The following is an 18,664-nucleotide window of genomic DNA, read 5'->3' as shown; positions in this document are numbered from 1 at the left end:
TCCGATGGGTCGCGGCGCCCGCGCCCTCACTGCTGCTCGGCGAAAGCCTTCTCGTACTCGCCACGGATCTGGTCGCCGCCGGCCGCCCGCCACTGCCGGACGGCGTCGTCCCAGGCGCTGATCGGCTTGCGGCCGAAAACGATGTCGAGTTCCGCCGTGTCGATGATCTTCGTCAGCTCACCCGACTTGCTCAACGAGGTCTCCGAATAGAGCCCTTCGGCCGGGTTGCGCACCAGGTGGGGGATCGCCTTCTCCTGGAACGCCCGCTGCGCGTCCACCCGGGCGCGGTCGGTCGGACCGAGCACGTGCGGGGATTCGCTGATGTACTCCAGCGGCAGCTTCGCCTCGACGTTGCCGAGGTCGGTACGGACCGGCACGTCACCCTGCCAGTTCCAGTGCGTACCCTCGACGCCGAACTTGCGGAACATGTACTCGCTGGTCCCGAGCGGCGCCGCGAGCCAGTCACAGATTGCCAGCAGCTTTTCGATCCGTCCCTTGTCGGCCTTCTTGAACGCGGTCAGCGCGAAGGACGGGGCACCGGAGCGGTGCACCGGGCGGGTGCCGGCGTCGTAACCCGGGGCGACGATCCCGCCGACCTCCACCTTGTACGTGTCGGCCAGGACGTCCCAGGCCGCGTAGCCGTCCGAGTTCAGTGCGACGGTCCCGTTGCCGAACAGGTCCCGTAGCTGCAGCCGACCACCGATCGTGTCCGGGTGGAAGAGCCCGGCCTGGTACATCTCGGCGACCCGGGCGACCGCCTCCTTACGCTGTGGCGACTCCACCTCGGCGACGAACTTCCCACCCTGCTCCTGCCACACGTTCGGTACCCCGAGCATGTCGCTGACCAGGATGATCACGCCCTTGGCGCTGGCGAACGCCCACCGGTTCTGCCGGGCGTCGGTCAGGCCCCGGGCCAGTTCCAGGAACTCGGCGTAACTCGCCGGTGCCGGGTTGAGCCCACGCTGCCGGAGGAGGTCCGCCCGGGCGAACATGATCCGCCCCACGATCGCCCGGGGGATCGGCACCGCGTAGATGCCGCCCCCGTACGCGGTGGCCAACCACGGGTCGCGCGGAATGTTGGCCAGGAACGGGAACCTGGCGACGGCCGAACCGGAGACGAACTCCGACAGGTCGGCGCAGAGCCGGGTCAGTACGTCGGCCCGGCGGGCGAGCCGCGCGGAGATCAGCATCATGTCCGGCAGGTCGCCACTGGCGATGACGGTGGAGAGCTTGTTCAGGTAGTCGGCGGACGGGGTCATGGTGATGTTCAGGTTGGCGCCGAGCCGGTTGTTCAGCTCCTGCCAGTAGCGGTTGGCGCCGACCGCCGGTGGTACCGGGTTGAACATGTTGGTGAGGACCGAGACGTCGCCGAGCCCTTCGCCGGGTTTGCCGGTGACCCCGGTGACCAGGTTCCTCGGATACTGGTAGTAGCCGGCCATCACGCCCTCGGCGGTCGGCGGCAGGTCCGGCTTGACGAGCTGGGACGGGATGTAGTCCGGCAGGGTGACGCTGCCCGCGCCGCCCCGCCCGGTCGGCGTCGACGAGGATCCGCACCCGGTCAGCAGACCGGTGCCGGCGGCCAGGGCGGCACCTCCGGTCAGGGTCAGGAACCGGCGCCGGTTTATGACGGTGTTACGCATCTTCCACTCTCCCCTCGGTGTTCGGGTTGGCGCAGGATCAGCGAGACGACCTGCCAGGCATCGAGTTCCACCACGACCTCGCCGGCTTCGTCCACCTCCCGCTCGGTGATCTCGCGTTCGTCGGCGTGGCAGAGTACGGCCCGTCCACCCGGTCCGGCCGGATGCCGCAGCCGGAACCGGCCGGGCTGTCCGGACAGGTCCTGCAGCCGGACCAGCAGCCCCGCACCGTCCCGGGGGGTGGCGACGGTGGCGTGCACCGAGGCCGGCAGCCCCAGGTCGACCAGTGCATGGCCGGCTCCGGGCAGCGGTCGGGGCGCGACGTCGAACTTGTCCAGCCGGGTCACCTCGGAGACGGTGTCCGCCGCCCGTACCTCGCGGCCGAACCGGCCGGCGGTTACCGGGTCGAAGGCGGCCAGCGGGGTGAAGGCGTACCGCAGGCGCAGCGTCCCGTCCTGCTCCGGCGGGGTGTTGGTCGGCCAGTAGTTGTTCAGCACCCACGAGTAGAGGGCGCCGGAGGCCGGGGCGAACCGCTCGAACCAGGAACCGCGGACGATGTCGCCGACCGTGAACAGCGGGGCGTCGGCCGAGGTCCAGCAGACGGCGGGACCGTCCGGCCGGTCGGAGACCACCACGCCGTACTGGGTGGTGAACCAGTCGTGGCAGGCTCCCGGCGCGTGGTCGCGGGCGGGGTCGATCCAGCCCTGCTGCCGGTCGTAACGGATGGTCGGTTCGGCGGCGGCGAACGGGAAGGCGACGTAGACCGCCTCCTTGGCGAGCACCTTCCGCTTCTCGAACTCCACCAGGACGTCGACCCGGTCACTGTCGTCGCGTAGCAGCACGTCGACCTCGATCCGGGGCAGGCTCGGCGCCGTGCCGACGGTCCGCAGCCGCCAGCCGTCGTACGTCCGGCGCAGCCCGACCGCCCGCATCCGCGCCGGCACGACGGTCAGCTCCGGCGGGTCCGCGACCGGGCGGCGGCCGAGCAGCGTGCTGCGTGGGTACGGGTCGTGCTGGTGCGGTACGCCGCTGTGCGCGAGGTGCTCGCCCCGGGTCAGCGACTCCGGCCCGTTGACCACGTGCAGAACCTGGCCGAGGTGGGGTCCGGAGCGCTCCAGCAGCTCCCGGCCGGTCGGCCGGTGGCGCAGCCCGGTCACCGCCCCGGTCGCCGGGTCCAGGGTGAGCCGCCATCGTGCGGTCTCCAGCGTCGCCGGCACCGGCCGCCAGCCCTGCGGATCCGCGTCACCGTCGCCGGTGCCGGCCGTGCCGCCGTCGCCGGCTCCGGCCCCGTCCTCGGCGCCCGGGGCCAGGGTCCGGGGTTCGCCGACCGGTACGGCCCGGTAGCCGAAGCCGGGTACCCCGGGCACGGTCAGCCGGACGGTCCGCAGACCGTTGCAGTCGGTCAGCACCTCGGCGGGCAGTTCCGCACCGTCGGCCCCGGACGGGACGCCCCGCAGGGTCTCGACCTCGACCTCGATGTCCCGGGTCCAGCCGAGTGGGTTGTGCACCAGCAGGGTCGGACCGGACGTGCTGACCAGTTCGCCGAGCTGGCTCGACGCCCGCCGGAGCTCGTCCAGGGCGCCGCGGTGTGCGTGGTGCACCTGGTCCCGTTTCCAGTCGAGTTGGTCCTCGACCTGGTGGCCGTGCGGGTGGGCCGTACCGTGCGCCCAGGTCCAGGTGTGCTCACAGCCGTACAGCGCGCCCTCCCAGGCGGCGTCCAGCGCCGTCCGGTTCGGTCGGTAGCGGTCGTCGGTCCAGGAGACCAGCGCCGCCAGCCCCTCCGCCGCCGGCAGCGCGCTCTGCACCCGACGGTGCTCGGCGACCACGGCGGCGCCGGTCCCGACACCGTCCTCCCAGTAGCTGCCGCCGTCACCGCGCCACACCGGCAGCCGGTCCGCCAACGGCCGGACGGCAGCCAGGTAGTCGGCCATCGTCGAGACCACGATCCGGGGGTACGCGTAGACCGCGTTCCACCGTGCCGCGAAGCCGGCGTCGCCGTCGGCCAGGTCCTCGTTGTCGGCATGGGTGCCGATCACCGCGAGGTCGGCGGGCAGGTAGTCGGGACGGTCGTACCGGGCCAGCAGCCGACAGAACGCGTGCGCGCCGCCGACGACCGTCTGCGGGTCACCGAGCATGAACCGCAGCTGGGAGTACGTGTCGGAGAAGTGGGTCAGCACCCGGGACCCGTCCGTCCCCTCCCACATCACCGGGCTGGCCAGGTGCTGGGCGTCGCTGTCGGCGTTGCCGCCCCGGTGGTGGTTCTCGATCCCGACGAACGCGTCGATGCCCAACGCCCGCAGCATCGACGGAACCGCCGCGCTGTACGACGGCACGTCGGTGAGGTTGGCGTAGCTCACCGGTACGCCGTACCGGTCTCGCAGCCGGGCCGCCTGGTACGCCGCCCGGTAGGTCTCCTCCAGGCTGGTCACCCCGGACAGGAAGAGGCTGTGGAAGGCGTTCACCGCCAGCCGGCCGGAGCGCAGCGCGGCGAGCAGCCGCTCGGCCCGCTCCGGCGACCGGGTCGCCAGGTACTGGTCGACGACGAGCGAGCCGTCGACCGAGAAGGCGAATCCCGGGTCCCGGTCCAGCGCGTCCAGCGCCCGGTCCAGGTTCCGGCTGTGCAGTTCGAGGACCTTGCCCTGCACGTCGGTGTAGCCGACGTCGAGGTGGACGTGCGGAATGAAGTGCAGGGTCCACCTCCGGGCCGGCGACAGTCGGATCGTCCGGACCGGAGTGTCGTCCACCAGCACCTCGGCGGTGCTGTGCGCGGGGAACTCCGGCACGGCGAACCGGACCCGTACCTGCCCGAACCGGCGGTCCGGGCGGGCCAGTTCGACCGGAAACCTCCGGCCGTCCAGCCGGACCACGGCCCGGCGGGGCCAGGCCGGCGTGCCGGCCGGAACCGAAACCGTCAACTCGACGAGTTCCCGCGGCCCGTCCGGCCCGTCCAGGAAGAGCGGTGTCGCGACGAGGTCGACGGCCAGCGCCCCGGCCGCCGGCGCCGCCGGTGTCGACGGCATCGCCGACGGTAGCGGCACCGTCGGGGGAGTGGGTGCCGCGTCCAGGGTGAGCCGGTGCCAGGTGAGGCCGCTGCCGAAGTGGTTGCCGAACTGCTCCCGGTGCCGGCGGCGTTCGCCGTCGGGCGGTCGTACCGGGCCGACCGCCGCCGCCTCGTCCAGGGTGGTGGTCACCGCGATCACGTGCTCACCGGGCGGCAGCCAGTCGACCGGCAGTGGCACCTCCAGCCGTACGTCCCCGGCGATCGGCCCGTGCCGGTACACCTCGGTACGGTCGTCGCGTCGGACCGCCGGATGGAACAGTCCCCGGTGCCGCCCGTCGAGTTCGATCTCCAGGTCCGGGCAGGGGCCGTGCCCGGCGGCGAACTCCAGCCGCAGCAGGTAGCCGTGTTCCGGCGCGGCACCGGGAGCGATCCGCACCGGCAGCTCGACGCGGTGCGGCCGCCAGCCGGTGGAGGCGTTCAACGGCCCCGGCTGGAAGGCCGGCAGGTCGACACCGGGAGTGGCGAGAGCCACCGGCAGCGCCCCGGCCCTGACCTCGGCCAGCGCCGCCGTCCCGGCCAGTTCGGTCCGGGCCGCCGTCCCGGCCACATCGGTTTCGGTTGTCGTTCCGGCCAGCTCGGTCTGCGGTGCCACGTCGGTCACCTCAGTCCAGCTCGGGCAGGCTGAGGACGGCCCCGTGCTCGCGCAGCGCGGCGGCAAGCGTCGGATAGTCGTACTCCTGCACCGGCCGGCCGGTGGCCAGCGACTGCGCGGCGAGTTCCCCGCACGCCTCGCCGAGCATGCCGTAGTTCGGCTCCATCCGGGGTGAGGTGTAACCGACGTGGCTGGCCGAGAAGCAGATCGCGACGGTGATGTTCTCGATCCCGCCCGCCGCCGGGAAGAGGACCTCGGCCGGCATCTGGTAGAGGTCCACCGGCGGATTGGTCTCGTCGCCGCTGAGCGTGCCCTCGCCGACGATGACGTCGTCGCCCTCGGGGTAGTACTGCACGAGGTGGCTGTCCATGCCGTACTTCCAGCAGCTGACCGCGGTCGGCTTGGTGTTGTTCGGCTTGAGCAGGTCGTGCTGGGTGAGGACCTTCGCCCCGATCATCCGGCGGGCCTCCCGGATGTAGAGGGCGTGCGGGAAGCCCTGGCCGTACGGACTGTCCACGAACTCGTCCGGCGGCAGGCCGAAGGTCCGGGCGTCGGCCCGGAAGCTCTCTGGCAGCGACGGGTCGTTCGCCAGCCAGTGCAGCATGCCCTGGTGCCAGCGGACGTGCTCGGCGATCACCTCCTCGCGGCGCCGCCAGGAGCCGTCCGGGTAGTCCCAGGAGGCGCCGGGCAGGTCGAAGCCGATGAACAACGCCTGGTTCGTCTGGTACTTGCCGTTCGGCAGCAGCGCGGTGTGGGTGACGATCGAGGAGAGCCCGGGCAGGTTGCGCTGGCGCAGCAGCTGACCCAGGTAGTGGTAGCGGCCCGGGTCGTAGTCGTCCGGCTTCGGGAACGGGATCCGGTCCGGGTTCGTCGACAGCACGCCCCGGAAGTTGTACGCCTGCGTCTTGGCGTCCCCGTCGCCGGCCTGCTGGTCCGGCACCGAGCGGACCGGGTAGCGGTCGTTCGGGGTGAACGGCCCCTTCCGGTACGCCTGCACCGGCTGGAAGCCGGCGAACGGCTCGTCGTAGCGGGAGCGGGGTTCCCGGCCGAACGTGTACGGCACTCCGGCCGCCGCCATCAGGTCGCCCTCGTACGACGCGTCGACGAAGAACCGGGCCCGCCGCCATCCGTCGGTGGTCCGGACGCCCCGGATCCGTCGGCCGGTCACGTCGACGTCGTCCGGCCCATGGATCCGGTGGTGCAGCAGTACGGTCGCCTTCGCCTCGTCCAGCAACTGCCAGGCGACCCGCTCGGCCACCTTCGGTTCGAACCGGTACTCCGGGCCGTCGAGGCCGTACTCGGCGCCGATGCCGACGAAGAAGCGCTGGTAGGTGAGCCCGGCCAGGGCGGCCGCGATGTTCGGGGTGTCGGTCTTGACCAGACCTCCGGCGACGATGCCGCCGACGTGACCGGTCGGCTCCAGGATCAGGGAGCGCAGACCACGCAACCGTAGCCGGAGCGCCGCCATGATCCCGGCGAGCGTCGCACCGTAGATGATCACGTCGTACCCGTCGTCGACGGCGTCGTACCCGTCGTCGCGCACGGCGTACTCGTTCCCGTCGCGGACGGCGTGCTCGTTGCTTTCGGCACCGGGCGCAGCGGAGGACATCCGAGTTCCTTTCGGGGTGGGGTGTGAGGAAGGGACCCTGCCGGTCGTCTTCTGTTGTGGAAGGGCCTCTCTCCGACCTGTGGGGCAGGGCGGCTCAGCTGGTGCGGGTCAGGTTCCTCGGCGGCCGGGGCAGTGGCTTGGCCAGCACCGGGGTGGCGCCCTTGGCGGCCTGGGACGGGCGGGTCCGCCGGATGTCGTCGGGCCAGGCGGTCGGGATGCCGAGGGCGCCGGTCAGCAGTCGCTGCAGGTCCCCGGTCCGCTCCGGGGAATCGGCGACCGCGTGTGGCTCGGTCCCCCCGCTCAGGCAGAGCGCGGCCAGTGCGCCGACCGCCTCGCCGATGCTCCACTCGACCGGATGCAGCCGGTAGCACCCGTTGGTGATGTGGGTGGTGCCGATGTTCTTGTTCGCCGGCAGCAGGTTGCGTACCCGGACCGGGACGAGTGCGCCGAGCGGGATCTGGAACGGGTAGCACTCCAGGTTGACGTAGTTGATGCCGGCGGTGCTCGGGTGCAGGTCGATGTTGTAGTGGCCGATCCCGACCGAGTCGGCGAACTGGACCGCGCCCTCGCCCTCGGGCCGGTCGACCACCGCGACGTGCTGCTCGACCACGGTGAACCGGGCCCGGATCCGCCGCGACTCCCGGATGTACGCGGTCTTCGCCAGCCCGTCGTCGGTGCCGGTGAGGTCGGGCCGCAGCCGCAGGCCCGGGTAGCCGTGGCCGCCGTCCGGTCTGGGCGCCTCGGTCTGCATCCAGTGCAGGTACGACAGCGACAGCTCCCGGCACCGGCGCAGGGCCAGATCCCGGGCGGCCTCGTCGACGCCGGGGCCGACCAGCGGCGCTTCCCAGTAGTCGATGTTCGGCCAGTTCACCAGACTGATGTCGGTGTCCACCAGTTCGGGGTCGAACTGGGTACGGGCCCGGATCCGCCGGAAGTGCCACAGGTCCGGGAGCCGTACCGCGTCCATGTCGCCCTCGAAGATCCGGTTGGTCCGGCCCTTCATGGTGTGGATGTCGATCTTCTCCCAGGAGAGCTGCGGGCCGGGCCAGAACGGGTCGACGTGGGTCTTCCAGTGGTCGTACGACGCCGGACGGTCGACCACGTGCTCCTCGCCGGGCCGGTACTCCAGCGGGAAGCACCAGGTGATCGCCTGCTGGTCGAACGGGTCGGCGACCGGGGCGGCGTACGGCTCACCGGTCTCGTCCTGCGCCTCGGCTCCGACGACGTGTTCCACATCGGCGAGTTCCAGCAGGTCGCCCAGTTCGGTGGCGTCGACGACAAACGGGGCACTGACCGTGCGCTCGCCGCCGGTGCGGCGGTCGGCCAACGTCACGGCCCGGACGTGGTCGTCGTCGGTGTGGGCGGCGACCGGTACGTGGTGGTGCAGTACGGTGATCCGCCCCGCGGAGACGTACCGCATCAGCAGTTCGCTGATGACCGCGGCCCCGACCTGCGGTTCGTGGCAGAGCCGACTGACGTTGCCGAGTCCCGGGTTGAGGGTGGGGTCGGCGGCGGCCGACGGCAGCAGCGGATAGTTGCGCCGGTAGTAGTCGCGGATCCGGTCGCGCAGCTCCCGGTAGCCGGGGGAGGTGTGCCCGGTCTCGATCCAGGGGTGTTCGTCGGAGGGGACGGCCTGAGCGGTGAGCTGGCCGCCGAGCCAGTCCGTCTCCTCGGTGAGGACGACCCGGTGGCCCAGCCGGGCCGCGGTCAGGGCTGCCGCGACCCCGCCCAGTCCACCACCCACCACCAGGAGGTCGGTCTGCAGTTCGGTTGTCCCGCTCATGCTCATGCTCCTCGGCTCGCTGGCCAGTCCGCTGCCCGCCCGCCCGTCGCCTCGGGTGGACCTCGTGTCGGGTGGATTTTGTGTCGGGTGGATCTCGTGCGGACGTCGGGGGCGCTGTCCGATCACGACGGTTTCGGCACCCGCCCCGACCCCGGGACAGACTGCTAATATATTGGCGATCTTCGCCGGGTTTCGGTTGCGGACACGTTACACACCGACGTCGCTCCGGTGTCAATACGTTGAGATGCAGTAACTTCGGTGACAAATTTGCATCGACAGATTAGCAATTATTAGCTATTCCAGGCTCGTCGCCGGGGTGTTACAAAGCAGAGCCATGAGCCCAACCCCAGCGCTGCCCGGACTGCACCACTACCTGCCGCCACCACCGGACACGGTCGCCGAGACGGTCCACGCCGACGTGGTCGTCTACGGCGCGACCTCGGGCGGGGTCGTCGCCGCGGTACGTGCCGCCCAGGAGGGCATGTCGGTGCTGCTGCTCGCCTTCGACGACCACGTCGGCGGCATGAGCGCCGCCGGCCTGGGCACCACCGACGTCGGCCGACCGGAGACCGTGGCGGGCCTGGCCCGGAGCTTCTACGCGCACGTCGCCGACGAGTACCGTGCCCCGGACCCGCACTGGGGCGTCGAGGCGCACGTCGCCGAGGAGATCTTCCGGCGCTGGCTGGCCGAGGCCGGGGTCGAGGTACGGCACCGACAGCACCTGACCGACGTCACCAGACTCGCCGGCCGGATCGTCGAACTGCGCACCGACGACGGATGCCGGTACCGGGCCCCGGTCTACGTCGACGCGTCCTACGAGGGTGACCTGATGGCCGCCGCCGGGGTGTCGTACACCGTCGGACGGGAATCGTCGGCCACCTACGGCGAGTCGATCGCCGGGGTGCAGCACAGCGTCAACCACCAGTTCACCCGGGCCGTCGACCCGTACGTCGTACCCGGTCGGCCGGAGAGCGGTCTGCTGCCCGGGATCAGTCCCGATCCGTACGGAGAGGTCGGCGACGGCGACCGGCGGGTGCAGGCGTACAACTTCCGACTGCACGTGACCAACTCCCCGAACCGCCTGCCGTTCCCGGAACCCGAGGGCTACGACCCCGGTCGCTACGAACTGCTGCGCCGCTACGTCGAGGCCGGCGGCTACGAGTTGTACGGCCGGACCACCGAGGTACGTCCCGGGATCTTCGACATGAACAACCACGGCGCGTTCTCCTCCGACCACATCGGGGCGAACTACGACTGGCCCGAGGCGGACCACGCCCGCCGTGAGGAGATCTTCCAGGACCACGTCAGGTACCAGGCGGGTCTGCTGTACTTCCTGGCCAACGACCCCGGGCTGCCGGCCGCGGTCCGGGAGGCGACCCGGGAGTACGGGCTCGCGCCGGGAGAGTTCGTCCACACCTCGCACTGGCCGCACCAGCTCTACGTCCGGGAGGCCCGCCGGATGGTCTCCGACTACGTGATCACCCAGCACGACGCGGCCGGCCGGTCCCGTTCCGCCGACCCGCTGGCGCTGGCGTCGTACGTGATGGACTCGCACAACGCCAAGCGGGTGCTGGTCGACGGTCAGCCGCGTAACGAGGGGAACGTGCAGGTGCCGGTGACGGTGCCGTTCGGGGTGCCGTACCGGTCGATCGTGCCCCGCCGGGGAGAGTGCGACAACCTCCTGGTCGTCTCGGCGATCTCGGCCTCGCACGTCGCGTTCGCCTCGGTCCGGATGGAGCCGGTGTTCATGATGGTCGGTGAGGCCGCCGGCTGCGCCGCCGCACAGACGGTGACCGCCGGAACGACGGTTCAGGACATCGACTATGAGACGCTGCGCAAGGCGTTGCTGCGCGGTGGCGCGGTCCTGGCCTGGCCGCCGACGCGGTGAACGAGGGGGGTGGAGGCGTGGGCAGGCAACCGACCCGGGGTTCGCGACAGGCGGACATCGCCCGGGAGGCGGGGGTGTCGCAGTCGACGGTGTCGTTGGTGCTGAGGGGGGCGGGTGACCTCAGCCGGATCTCGGCCGAGACCCAGCGCCGGGTGCTCAGTGCCGCCCGCCGGCTGCGCTATCCCGGCACGTCGGTTCCGCGTACGCCGACGGACCGGCGGGCGGCACCGCACCTGCTCGGGGTGCACACCTTCGAACCGATCTTCCCGACCAGCGCCCGGGACTACTACTTCGAGTTCCTGCAGGGCATCGAGGAACAGGCCGGCGTCGAGGGGTGCAACCTGGTGCTGTTCACCGCCGCGCGCGACGAGGGTGGGGTGCGGCGGATCTACCGTGACGGGGTCAACGGGCTGCGTCAGGCCGCCGGAAGCGTGCTGCTGGGCCACCACGCCAACCGTGACGACCTCGCGCAACTCGCCCGGGACGGGCACCCGTACGTCTACATCGGACATCGTGAGGTGCCCGGAGTGGAGATCTGCTACGTCGGCGGCGACTACCGCTCCGCCACCGGCCGGATCGTCGACGACCTCGTCGCCCTGGGGCACCGGAGCTTCGGCTACCTGGGCGAGGTGATCCGGTACGAGACCCAGGCCGACCGCTGGGAGGGTTTCGCCTCCGGGCTGGACCGGTTCGGGCTGACCGTGCCGACGCCCGCCTTCGCCCGGCCGGAGCAGTTGACCGCGAACTGGCTGGACAGCACCCTCGCCGCCGGCGCCACCGCGATCCTGGTCGAGTCGGTCAGCCTGCTCCGGGTCCTGGCCGCGATGATCAGTCTGCGCGGGCTGGCCGTGCCCGACGACGTCTCGGTCGTGCTCCTGGTCGACGACCCGGACGGTGAGTTCGGCCCGGACCGGTGGGCGTCCCTGCACATCCCGCGCAACGCGATGGGGCGGCGTGCGGTGCAGATGCTGATCGCGCTGCTCAGCGATCCCGAGGGCGACCACGAGCGGCAGGTCCTGCTGCCCTGCGCGCACCGACTCGAGCCGACGGTCGCGCCACCCCGGAACTGACCGCGCCGCCGGTGAACAGAGCCGGTGGTCAGGACCGGCGGCCCGGGCCGGCGGCCGGCGCCGGGAAAAGCGGCTGCGCATGCGGCGCCGGATGTGCTGGGATCCGCCGATGACCGACGAACGTGCCGCCTACCAGGCGGTCAGTGACGAGGCGATCGCCCGCTATCTCGACCAGCGTTACGCCGAGGGCGCCGACCTGGTCCGGGCCGCCCGGTCACGCCTGCCCGGATACCGTTCCGACCTCGCCCACCTGGCCGCCTGCCTGCTCAGTCGGGCCGGTCGACCGGCGGAGGCGCTCGCCGAACTGCGTGCGGCGTACGAGGCGGGCGGCTGGTGGCACCGGCGGATCCTGGTCGACGACGACGACCTCGCCCCACTGCACGAGCTGGACGGTTTCGCCGAACTCGTCGAGCGCTCGCACGCCCGGGCGACCGCCGCCGGGCCGGCAGCCCGACCTCCGCTGCTGCATCGGCCTGCCGGGCCGGCCCGGGGACTGCTGGTCGCCCTGCACGGCGCCGGCCAGGACGCCCACGACGCGGTGACCCAGTGGCGGGCCGCGGTCGACGCGGGCTACCTGCTGTTGGCGCTGGACTCCTCGCAACGCAACACCCCGACGTACCGGTCCTGGCCGGATCCGGAGGTGGCGGACCGGGACATCGGCGAGGCCCTCGACCGGCTGCTGCCGGCCGACCGGGAACTTCCGCTGGTCACCGCCGGTTTCTCCGCCGGCGGTCGGCAGGCGGTCCGGTGGGCGCTCGCCGCCCGACCCGGCACGCCGGTCGGCTTCCTCGCGATGGCCCCGGCGATCGGCCCGGACGATCTCGACCCGGGTTGGCTGCCCGGGGCCGTCGGGCGCGGCCTGCGCGGCACGGTGCTGCTCGGCGCCGGGGACGACGACGTACGCGACAACGCGCTGGCCGCCCTCGACACGCTCCGCCACGCCGGCGTCGACTGCCGGCTCGACGAGATCCCGGAACTCGGTCACGACTTTCCCGCCGACTTCGCCTCGCGCCTGCCCACCCTGCTGGCGGACCTGCCCACGGTCTAGATCCAGGCGGCCCACTCCGGCCCGGCGGACGGGCTGGTCGGCCCGGATCGGGCCGCCCGGAGCACGGTGACGTCACGGACCCGGCGGGTCCACGGCCGGACCCGCACGGTGACCACGTCGCCCAGCCGACACCGGTCCGCCAGCTCCTGCGGCAGTACCCAGGCCCGGAGCCGGGCACTGTGGCCGTCGTCGACGACCAGGTGGTGGTTCACCGGCCGGTTCGGACCGTCGTCCCGCACCGCGTACTGCCACACCTGGTGCCAGATCACCTCTCCGGAGACGTCCACGGGCGCGACCAGGGCGATCACCACCCGTACCGCGACGTACGCCGCGTAGCCGAGCGCGGCGAGGCCGAACAGGACAAACCCGAGCAGGATCGGATCGGCCGCCTCCCACAGCGTGGCGTACCCGCCGGAGGCCAGCGCGTCGCCGAACCACAGCCGGCCCGGTACCCCGACGAGCGAGCCGCCGAGTACACCCGCGCAGACCGCACGGAACCCCAGCCAACCCAGTGACTGGCCGTGCAGCAGGGTCCGGCCCGGATAGCTGACCCAGACCTGTCGCCAGGCGCCGCCGTACGACGACCACAGCCGTTCCCGGTCCGCCATGCCCAGCTCGATCAGTCGGGAGGCCAGCCGGGCCAGGCCGAACGCGGCGCCGTACGACAGGTGCCGGTGCCACTGGCCTACCGCGACCGGCGGCACCTCGGCCAGCGCTCCCTGCCCGGCCAGCCACGAACCGAAACCCCGCCAACGGGCGGCCGCGGCCCGGCCGGCGGGGGTGTCCCGTTCGCCCAGGTCACGACCGGTGACGCTGACGAGCACGGTGGTGGTGACCAGGAAGGCGGCGATCCCGCCGACGATGTGGTCGCCGTTGCGGTCGGCCAGGTCGTCGGTGCCGACAAGATGGTGTACGAAGCCGACGGTGACCGCCAGCGCCGCCACCCCGCCCAGTACGCCGAGCGCGGTGACCAGACGCTTCGGGAACCGGCGACGGGACAACCCGAGCTGCCGGGCCTCGGCCACCACCGCCCGGCGGAACGCCTTCGACCACGCCGCCGAACGGTTGACGTCGTGGAAGCCCAGGGCGGCCAGCGGCACCTGGCCACCCGCCGCCCGTTCCGCGACCCGGCTCAGCACCAGCCGTTCGGGCCGGCTGAGCCCGTCGGATGGCTGACCGGTCGGTTGGACGGTGGTGGCCCGGGGGTCCGGTCCCGGCTGACGGAGCACGAGGTGGCCGCGGGCGGCGAGGTCGAGCAGGGTCGCCCGGGCTGCGTCGGAAGTGCCTTGCCATCTGCTGACCAGCAGGTTGACCACCGCCGGCGACTCCGGGCCGGGTGGTGCCGACGCCGGCGCCCCCGGCGCGTCGTACCGGGGACGGGTCACCAGCCGGGCGATCCAGTAGGCGACCGTCCAGCCGGCCAGGCCGATCACCGGGAGGCCGACTTCGACAGCCCAGTCGATGGTGCGCATGGTGGGGCTCCTGCGGGTGGCCGGCTCCGCCGGGCAGCCACCCGGCGATCGCCCCCATGATGTTCGCCGGCCCAGTCAAGCGGGAAGATCCGTCCGGACCTCCGACCTGGTCCGCCAGGTTCGTGAGCTCCGGTGCCGGGACGGGTCGCCCGGCACCGGGGTGCACCGCGGTCGTCCTACCCGGCGAGCAGCTCCCGGACCCGGGGGATCACCTTCGTGGCGTACAGCTCGATGGTGTTCAGCAGCTGGTCGTGCGACAGCGTGCCGTGCGAGTACTTGAGGTCGAAGCGCTGGAGGCCGAGGGTCTGCACGGTGTTCGCGATCTTGCGGGCCACGGTCTCCGGCGAACCGACGTGCCAGGCGCCCTCGGCGACGTCGGCGTCGAACCGGTCCCGGGTCATCGGAGGCCAGCCACGTTCCCGGCCGAGCCGGTTGAACAGTGTCCGGGCGTGCGGCCAGAGCAGGTCGGCCGCCTCCTGGTCGGTACCGGCGACGAAGCCGGGCGCGTGCACCGCCACCGGGAGAGGTTCCCGGCCCAACTCGGTGAGCGCCCGGTGGTAGAGGTCGACATACGGCGCGAAGCGGGCCGGACTGCCGCCGATGATCGCCAGCACCAGTGGGAAGCCGAGCCGGGCGGCCCGGACCACCGACTCCGGACTGCCGCCGACGCCGATCGAGGTACGGATCCGTCCGGACTCCGTCTTCGGATACACGTGCTGCTTCTCCAGCGGACTCCGTACGGTGCCCTGCCAGGTCACCGGCTCCTCGGTGAGCAGTTGCGCCATCAGCTCCGCCTTCTCCGAGAAGAGCCGGTCGTAGTCGGTGAGCTCGTAGCCGAAGAGCGGGAAGGACTCGACGAACGAGCCCCGGCCCAGGATGATCTCGGCTCGTCCCCGGGAGACCGCGTCGAGGGTGGCGAAGCGCTCGTAGACGCGTACCGGATCGTCGGAGCTCAGCACGGTGACCGCGGTACCGAGTCGGATCCGTTCGGTGCGACCGGCGATGGTGGCGAGCACGATCTCCGGCGCCGAGACCGCATAGTCGTCGCGGTGGTGCTCACCCAGCCCGAAGGCGTCGACGCCGAGCCGGTCCGCGAGGACCGCCTGCTCGACCACGTTCCGGATCACCTGCGCGTACGGGAGCCGCTTGCCCGCCGCGTCGACGGTGACGTCGCCGAACGTGTCCAGACCGAATTCCACCTCGGTCGCCATGTTCTTCCTCCTGGCCTCGATGCGCCGGTCGTACCCGTGCGTCCGGCTGCCTTCGGCCGTGTAACGGTGGCGTCGTCGGTCGCATTCCCCGGACGACGGGCGGGAAACTGGCCAGCTCGGAGCGGTCGCCGATCCCCGGCCGGCGCGGCCGGGCCGGCCGGCTCTACGGCGGCCAGGTTCCACGGCGCCTGCCGGCTCTACGGCGGGTGCCGGCACCACGGCCCTCGGGGGTCGTATCGCAGCGGGCGCCGGGCGGCCGGCAATCGGATGGCTCGGCGCCGGGCGGCGACGGCATTGTCACCGGGCCGGCCGCGGGACTCCGGTGCGACTTCCGGAACCCGCCTCTGCAGCGATGCTTCGCAGTTCGTGCCCACAATCCCCGGCATTGACCCGGTGACCGGAGCATGATGTGATCCCCCAACGCGAAAAATCTTCGATATTTCGATCAAACCTCTGGGGGTCGATCGTGGTCGGAATCCGCCGTCCCACCTTCGTCGCGGCGCTGCTGCTCAGTCTCGTCTCCGCCGGCACCGTCGCGGTCGTCGCGACACCAGGTCCGGCGGCGGCGAACCTGCCGACCGCGGCGGTCGCGCTCGGGGACAGCTTTGTCAGCGGCGAGGGCGCCGGGGCGTACCAGCCGGTGACTGACGTCAACGGCACCGCCCAGGGCTTCCCGGGCTGGTCCGCGCCGAACAGCAACGCCTTCTTCTGTCACCGGTCGGCGAACGCCTCGCTGCACCAGGCGAACCTGCCCGGCATCCAGGCCCGGTTCAACCTCGCCTGCTCGGGCGGGCAGCCGTACGACGTCAGCAACGCCTCGGCGACCCGGGCCAAGGGGCGTACGGTCGCCGCGCAACTCGACCAGCTCCGGGCGGTGGCGCAGACCCACGACATCGACCTGGTGCTGCTCGGTCTCGGTTCCAACAACAGCTCGTTCACCTTCGGCGACGTCGCCTCCGACTGTGCGAACCGGTTCATCGCCGACGCCTGGACCGGATGGTGGGAGTTCTGGGCCTACCTCGGTGGACCGGTCGAGCAGGCACCCTGCGCGGCCGGCGACCTGGCCACCCCGGCGGAGTTCTCGGCGGCCACCGCCGAGACGGCCTCGGCGGTCCGGCAACTGCTCGACACACTCGCCCAGGTCGACACCGACGGCCAGCACCGGATCGTCTTCCAGGACTACACCAACCCGCTGCCGCTCGACCTCGAGTCGCGTTACCACGAGGAGGACAACCGGGACGACAGCCGGGACAAGTTCCGGGCCCTCGGCGCCGAGCGCTACGCGGCCGGCTGTCCGGTGCACCGGGCCAGTCTCGCCGCCGGCCACCTCTTCTCCACCGGCCTCGGCACCCTCGTACAGTCGACGCACGCCACCATGCGTGCCGAGTTTCCCGCCGCCGACCTGGTCTACCTGAACGTGCAGCGGGCCTTCGACGGTGCCCGGCTCTGCGAGACGTCGAGCAGCCCGACCGGTGCCCTCGCCACCCCGATCCGGTTGCAGGACGGGCCCACGGGCGTGCCGGTCACCAGTCTCTCCGGCTACGACAAGATCGCCATCCAGCGGATCGCCAACGCCTGTGTCACGTACTTCCAGACCTGCCAGGAGTCGTGGCACCCGAACGCGGCCGGGCACGCGGTGCTCGGGCAGTGCCTGACCGGGGCGGCGGCCACTCCGAACCGTACGGTCGCCTGCGTACGCGCCGGCAACGGCACGATCACCGTCAGCTGACCCCGCCCCGCCTCCGGGCGTTCGGACGGGCCCCTTCCTGGACAGGAAGGGGCCCGTCCCTGCCTAGCGGACGGTCACGAAGACCGGGTTGGAGTAGAACCAGAGGTCACTCCACGGGCTCTCCAGCCCGTCGGCGAGCGGCTCGGCCTCGTCGGTGCTGGTGCCCCGTACCCGGGCGTAGAGGTCGGTCTCGACGTTGCGCAGGGTGTGCCGGATGACGTACTCGTCGCCCTGCCGGCGCCAGTCGCGCGGGCCGAACCGGCCGACGACCTTGGTGGTCGGGTTGGTGTCGGCGTCGCGGTTGGTGACCGGCCCGGTGACCTGCCCGACGATCAGGTCGACCCGCCGGACCTGCGGCCGGTCGCCGTTGTGGTTGGTGCCCTGCAGCGGCCGGAACCGGATCTCGATCTCGACGTCGGTCCGGTTGCGCCGGCTCAGGGTGATGCTCTCGCCCACCGACGCCTCCCGGCCCTGACCCCGGGCGGTGACGTCGAGACCGGTGATCAGGTCACCGGTGGTGACGAAGATCCGGCCGGTACGCAGCGCGTCCATGATGTCGCCATAGTCCTGGCGCGCGTGGACGTAGGTCTTGCTGTACTCACCCGGCCAGAAGTCGGAGCCGCCCCGGGTCCAGTGCACGTGCGAGTCGGACGTCGCGGTGATCCACCAGCGCCGGCCCTCACCCAGCAGCGAGTCCCAGAGCCCGCCGACCCGGGCGGTCATCTGGTCGAAGCCGCCGTGCGTCGGGTAGTTGCCGTAGCCGCCCCGCGCGCCGCCGTTGAGCGGGCCCGCCTGGTGGCCGGGCGCACCCTCGAAACCGACGTAGATGTCCGGGGCGGTGTCCTGGTTGTTACGGAACTCGTGCGGGGTGTCCTGCCCCCAGACGCCCCAGCCCGGGGCGGACCGCGCCGCGTGGTGGGCGATCACCAGCGGCTTGTGCGGCATGTGCTTGGCGTACGACAGGAACTCGACCATCTTGGCCTCGGTGTCGCGGCCCTTGTCGGCGGGGTACGGCTCGTTCTTGGCGAACTTGCTCTCCAGGTCGTAGAGCATCTTCGCCTCGTCGTCGTGCCGCGGGATCATCAGCGTGTGGTGGTCCATCGCGGGCGCGTCGAACTCCATGCCCCAGAACTGCAGCACCTCGGGGACGAGGCGGCGGGAGAGCAGCAGGTCCGGGTACGCCTGCTCCAGGTTGACCTTCGAGTGGTTCGGGCCGCCGTGGTCGGTGCACATGGCCCAGGTCAGGCCGAAGTTCTTGGCCATGATCGCGTTTGTCACGATCGGGTAGACCGCGTCGGCGCCCTTGACGAATTTCGGCGGGTTGGTCGACGTGTCGTAGTCGCCGCTGTACTCGGAGTGGATGTGGTGGTCGCCGGCCCGCCAGGCACGGTTGCGCGGGGTGGCGTGGGACGCTTCGGGGTGCTCGTCCTTGCCGTGTGCCCGGGCCGCACCGCCACCGACGAGCGGGCTGGCGGCGGCGAGCGTCGCGCCCACTCCCGCGTACTTGACGAGCTGGCGCCGCGAAACCTGCGAACGCTCGGAATCTTCTCGCATGTGGAGCCTC

At 71.8% G+C, this 18,664-nt stretch carries 11 protein-coding genes; 4 read left to right on the top strand and 7 right to left on the bottom strand.

Annotated elements, in window-relative coordinates:
- Nucleotides 1-26 precede the first annotated feature (26 nt).
- From ABGB05_RS11395 to ABGB05_RS11380, 4 genes are all read right to left on the bottom strand, one after another.
- Complete coding sequence (locus ABGB05_RS11395) at nucleotides 27-1,640, bottom strand: extracellular solute-binding protein (RefSeq protein WP_347653212.1); 1,614 nt, start codon at nucleotides 1,638-1,640, stop codon at nucleotides 27-29.
- A complete protein-coding gene (locus ABGB05_RS11390) occupies nucleotides 1,622-5,290 on the bottom strand; it encodes a hypothetical protein (RefSeq protein WP_347653211.1) in 3,669 nt (1,222 codons plus the stop codon). The genes ABGB05_RS11395 and ABGB05_RS11390 overlap by 19 nt, the downstream gene beginning before the upstream one ends.
- Nucleotides 5,291-5,300: 10 nt before the next feature.
- Complete coding sequence (locus ABGB05_RS11385) at nucleotides 5,301-6,899, bottom strand: FAD-dependent oxidoreductase (RefSeq protein WP_347653210.1); 1,599 nt, start codon at nucleotides 6,897-6,899, stop codon at nucleotides 5,301-5,303.
- Between the two features lie 94 nt (nucleotides 6,900-6,993).
- Entirely contained in the window at nucleotides 6,994-8,682 is a 1,689-nt protein-coding gene (locus tag ABGB05_RS11380; RefSeq protein WP_347653209.1) for an FAD-dependent oxidoreductase, read from the bottom strand.
- 334 nt (nucleotides 8,683-9,016) lie between these two features.
- Here ABGB05_RS11380 and ABGB05_RS11375 point away from each other — a divergent pair, with 334 nt between their 5' ends.
- From ABGB05_RS11375 to ABGB05_RS11365, 3 genes are all read left to right on the top strand, one after another.
- A complete protein-coding gene (locus ABGB05_RS11375; protein WP_347653208.1) occupies nucleotides 9,017-10,570 on the top strand; it encodes an FAD-dependent oxidoreductase in 1,554 nt (517 codons plus the stop codon).
- A 17-nt stretch (nucleotides 10,571-10,587) separates the two neighbouring features.
- Entirely contained in the window at nucleotides 10,588-11,640 is a 1,053-nt protein-coding gene (locus ABGB05_RS11370; RefSeq protein WP_347653207.1) for a LacI family DNA-binding transcriptional regulator, read from the top strand.
- 109 nt (nucleotides 11,641-11,749) lie between these two features.
- The gene (locus ABGB05_RS11365; protein WP_347653206.1) at nucleotides 11,750-12,688 is read left to right on the top strand and encodes a hypothetical protein; all 939 of its coding nucleotides are present in this window, start codon (nucleotides 11,750-11,752) and stop codon (nucleotides 12,686-12,688) included.
- Here ABGB05_RS11365 and ABGB05_RS11360 read toward each other — a convergent pair.
- Together ABGB05_RS11360 and ABGB05_RS11355 are read right to left on the bottom strand one after the other, a co-directional pair.
- Entirely contained in the window at nucleotides 12,685-14,160 is a 1,476-nt protein-coding gene (locus ABGB05_RS11360; RefSeq protein ID WP_347653205.1) for a hypothetical protein, read from the bottom strand. The two genes, ABGB05_RS11365 and ABGB05_RS11360, sit on opposite strands and share 4 nt — an antisense overlap.
- Nucleotides 14,161-14,336: 176 nt before the next feature.
- The gene (locus ABGB05_RS11355; protein WP_347653204.1) at nucleotides 14,337-15,371 is read right to left on the bottom strand and encodes an LLM class flavin-dependent oxidoreductase; all 1,035 of its coding nucleotides are present in this window, start codon (nucleotides 15,369-15,371) and stop codon (nucleotides 14,337-14,339) included.
- Between the two features lie 502 nt (nucleotides 15,372-15,873).
- Here ABGB05_RS11355 and ABGB05_RS11350 point away from each other — a divergent pair.
- Nucleotides 15,874-17,100, top strand: coding sequence for a hypothetical protein (locus ABGB05_RS11350; RefSeq protein WP_347653247.1), 1,227 nt, complete (start codon nucleotides 15,874-15,876; stop codon nucleotides 17,098-17,100).
- 63 nt (nucleotides 17,101-17,163) lie between these two features.
- Here the strand turns inward: ABGB05_RS11350 and ABGB05_RS11345 are convergent, their stop codons facing one another.
- A complete protein-coding gene (locus tag ABGB05_RS11345) occupies nucleotides 17,164-18,654 on the bottom strand; it encodes a phosphoesterase (protein WP_347653203.1) in 1,491 nt (496 codons plus the stop codon).
- Nucleotides 18,655-18,664: the final 10 nt, after the last annotated feature.

Source organism: Plantactinospora sp. B5E13, from assembly GCF_039871775.1.
GTDB lineage: Bacteria > Actinomycetota > Actinomycetes > Mycobacteriales > Micromonosporaceae > Plantactinospora.
The sequence above is the reverse complement of the archived record's forward strand: the minus strand, read 5'-3'. Positions and strand labels throughout refer to the sequence as shown.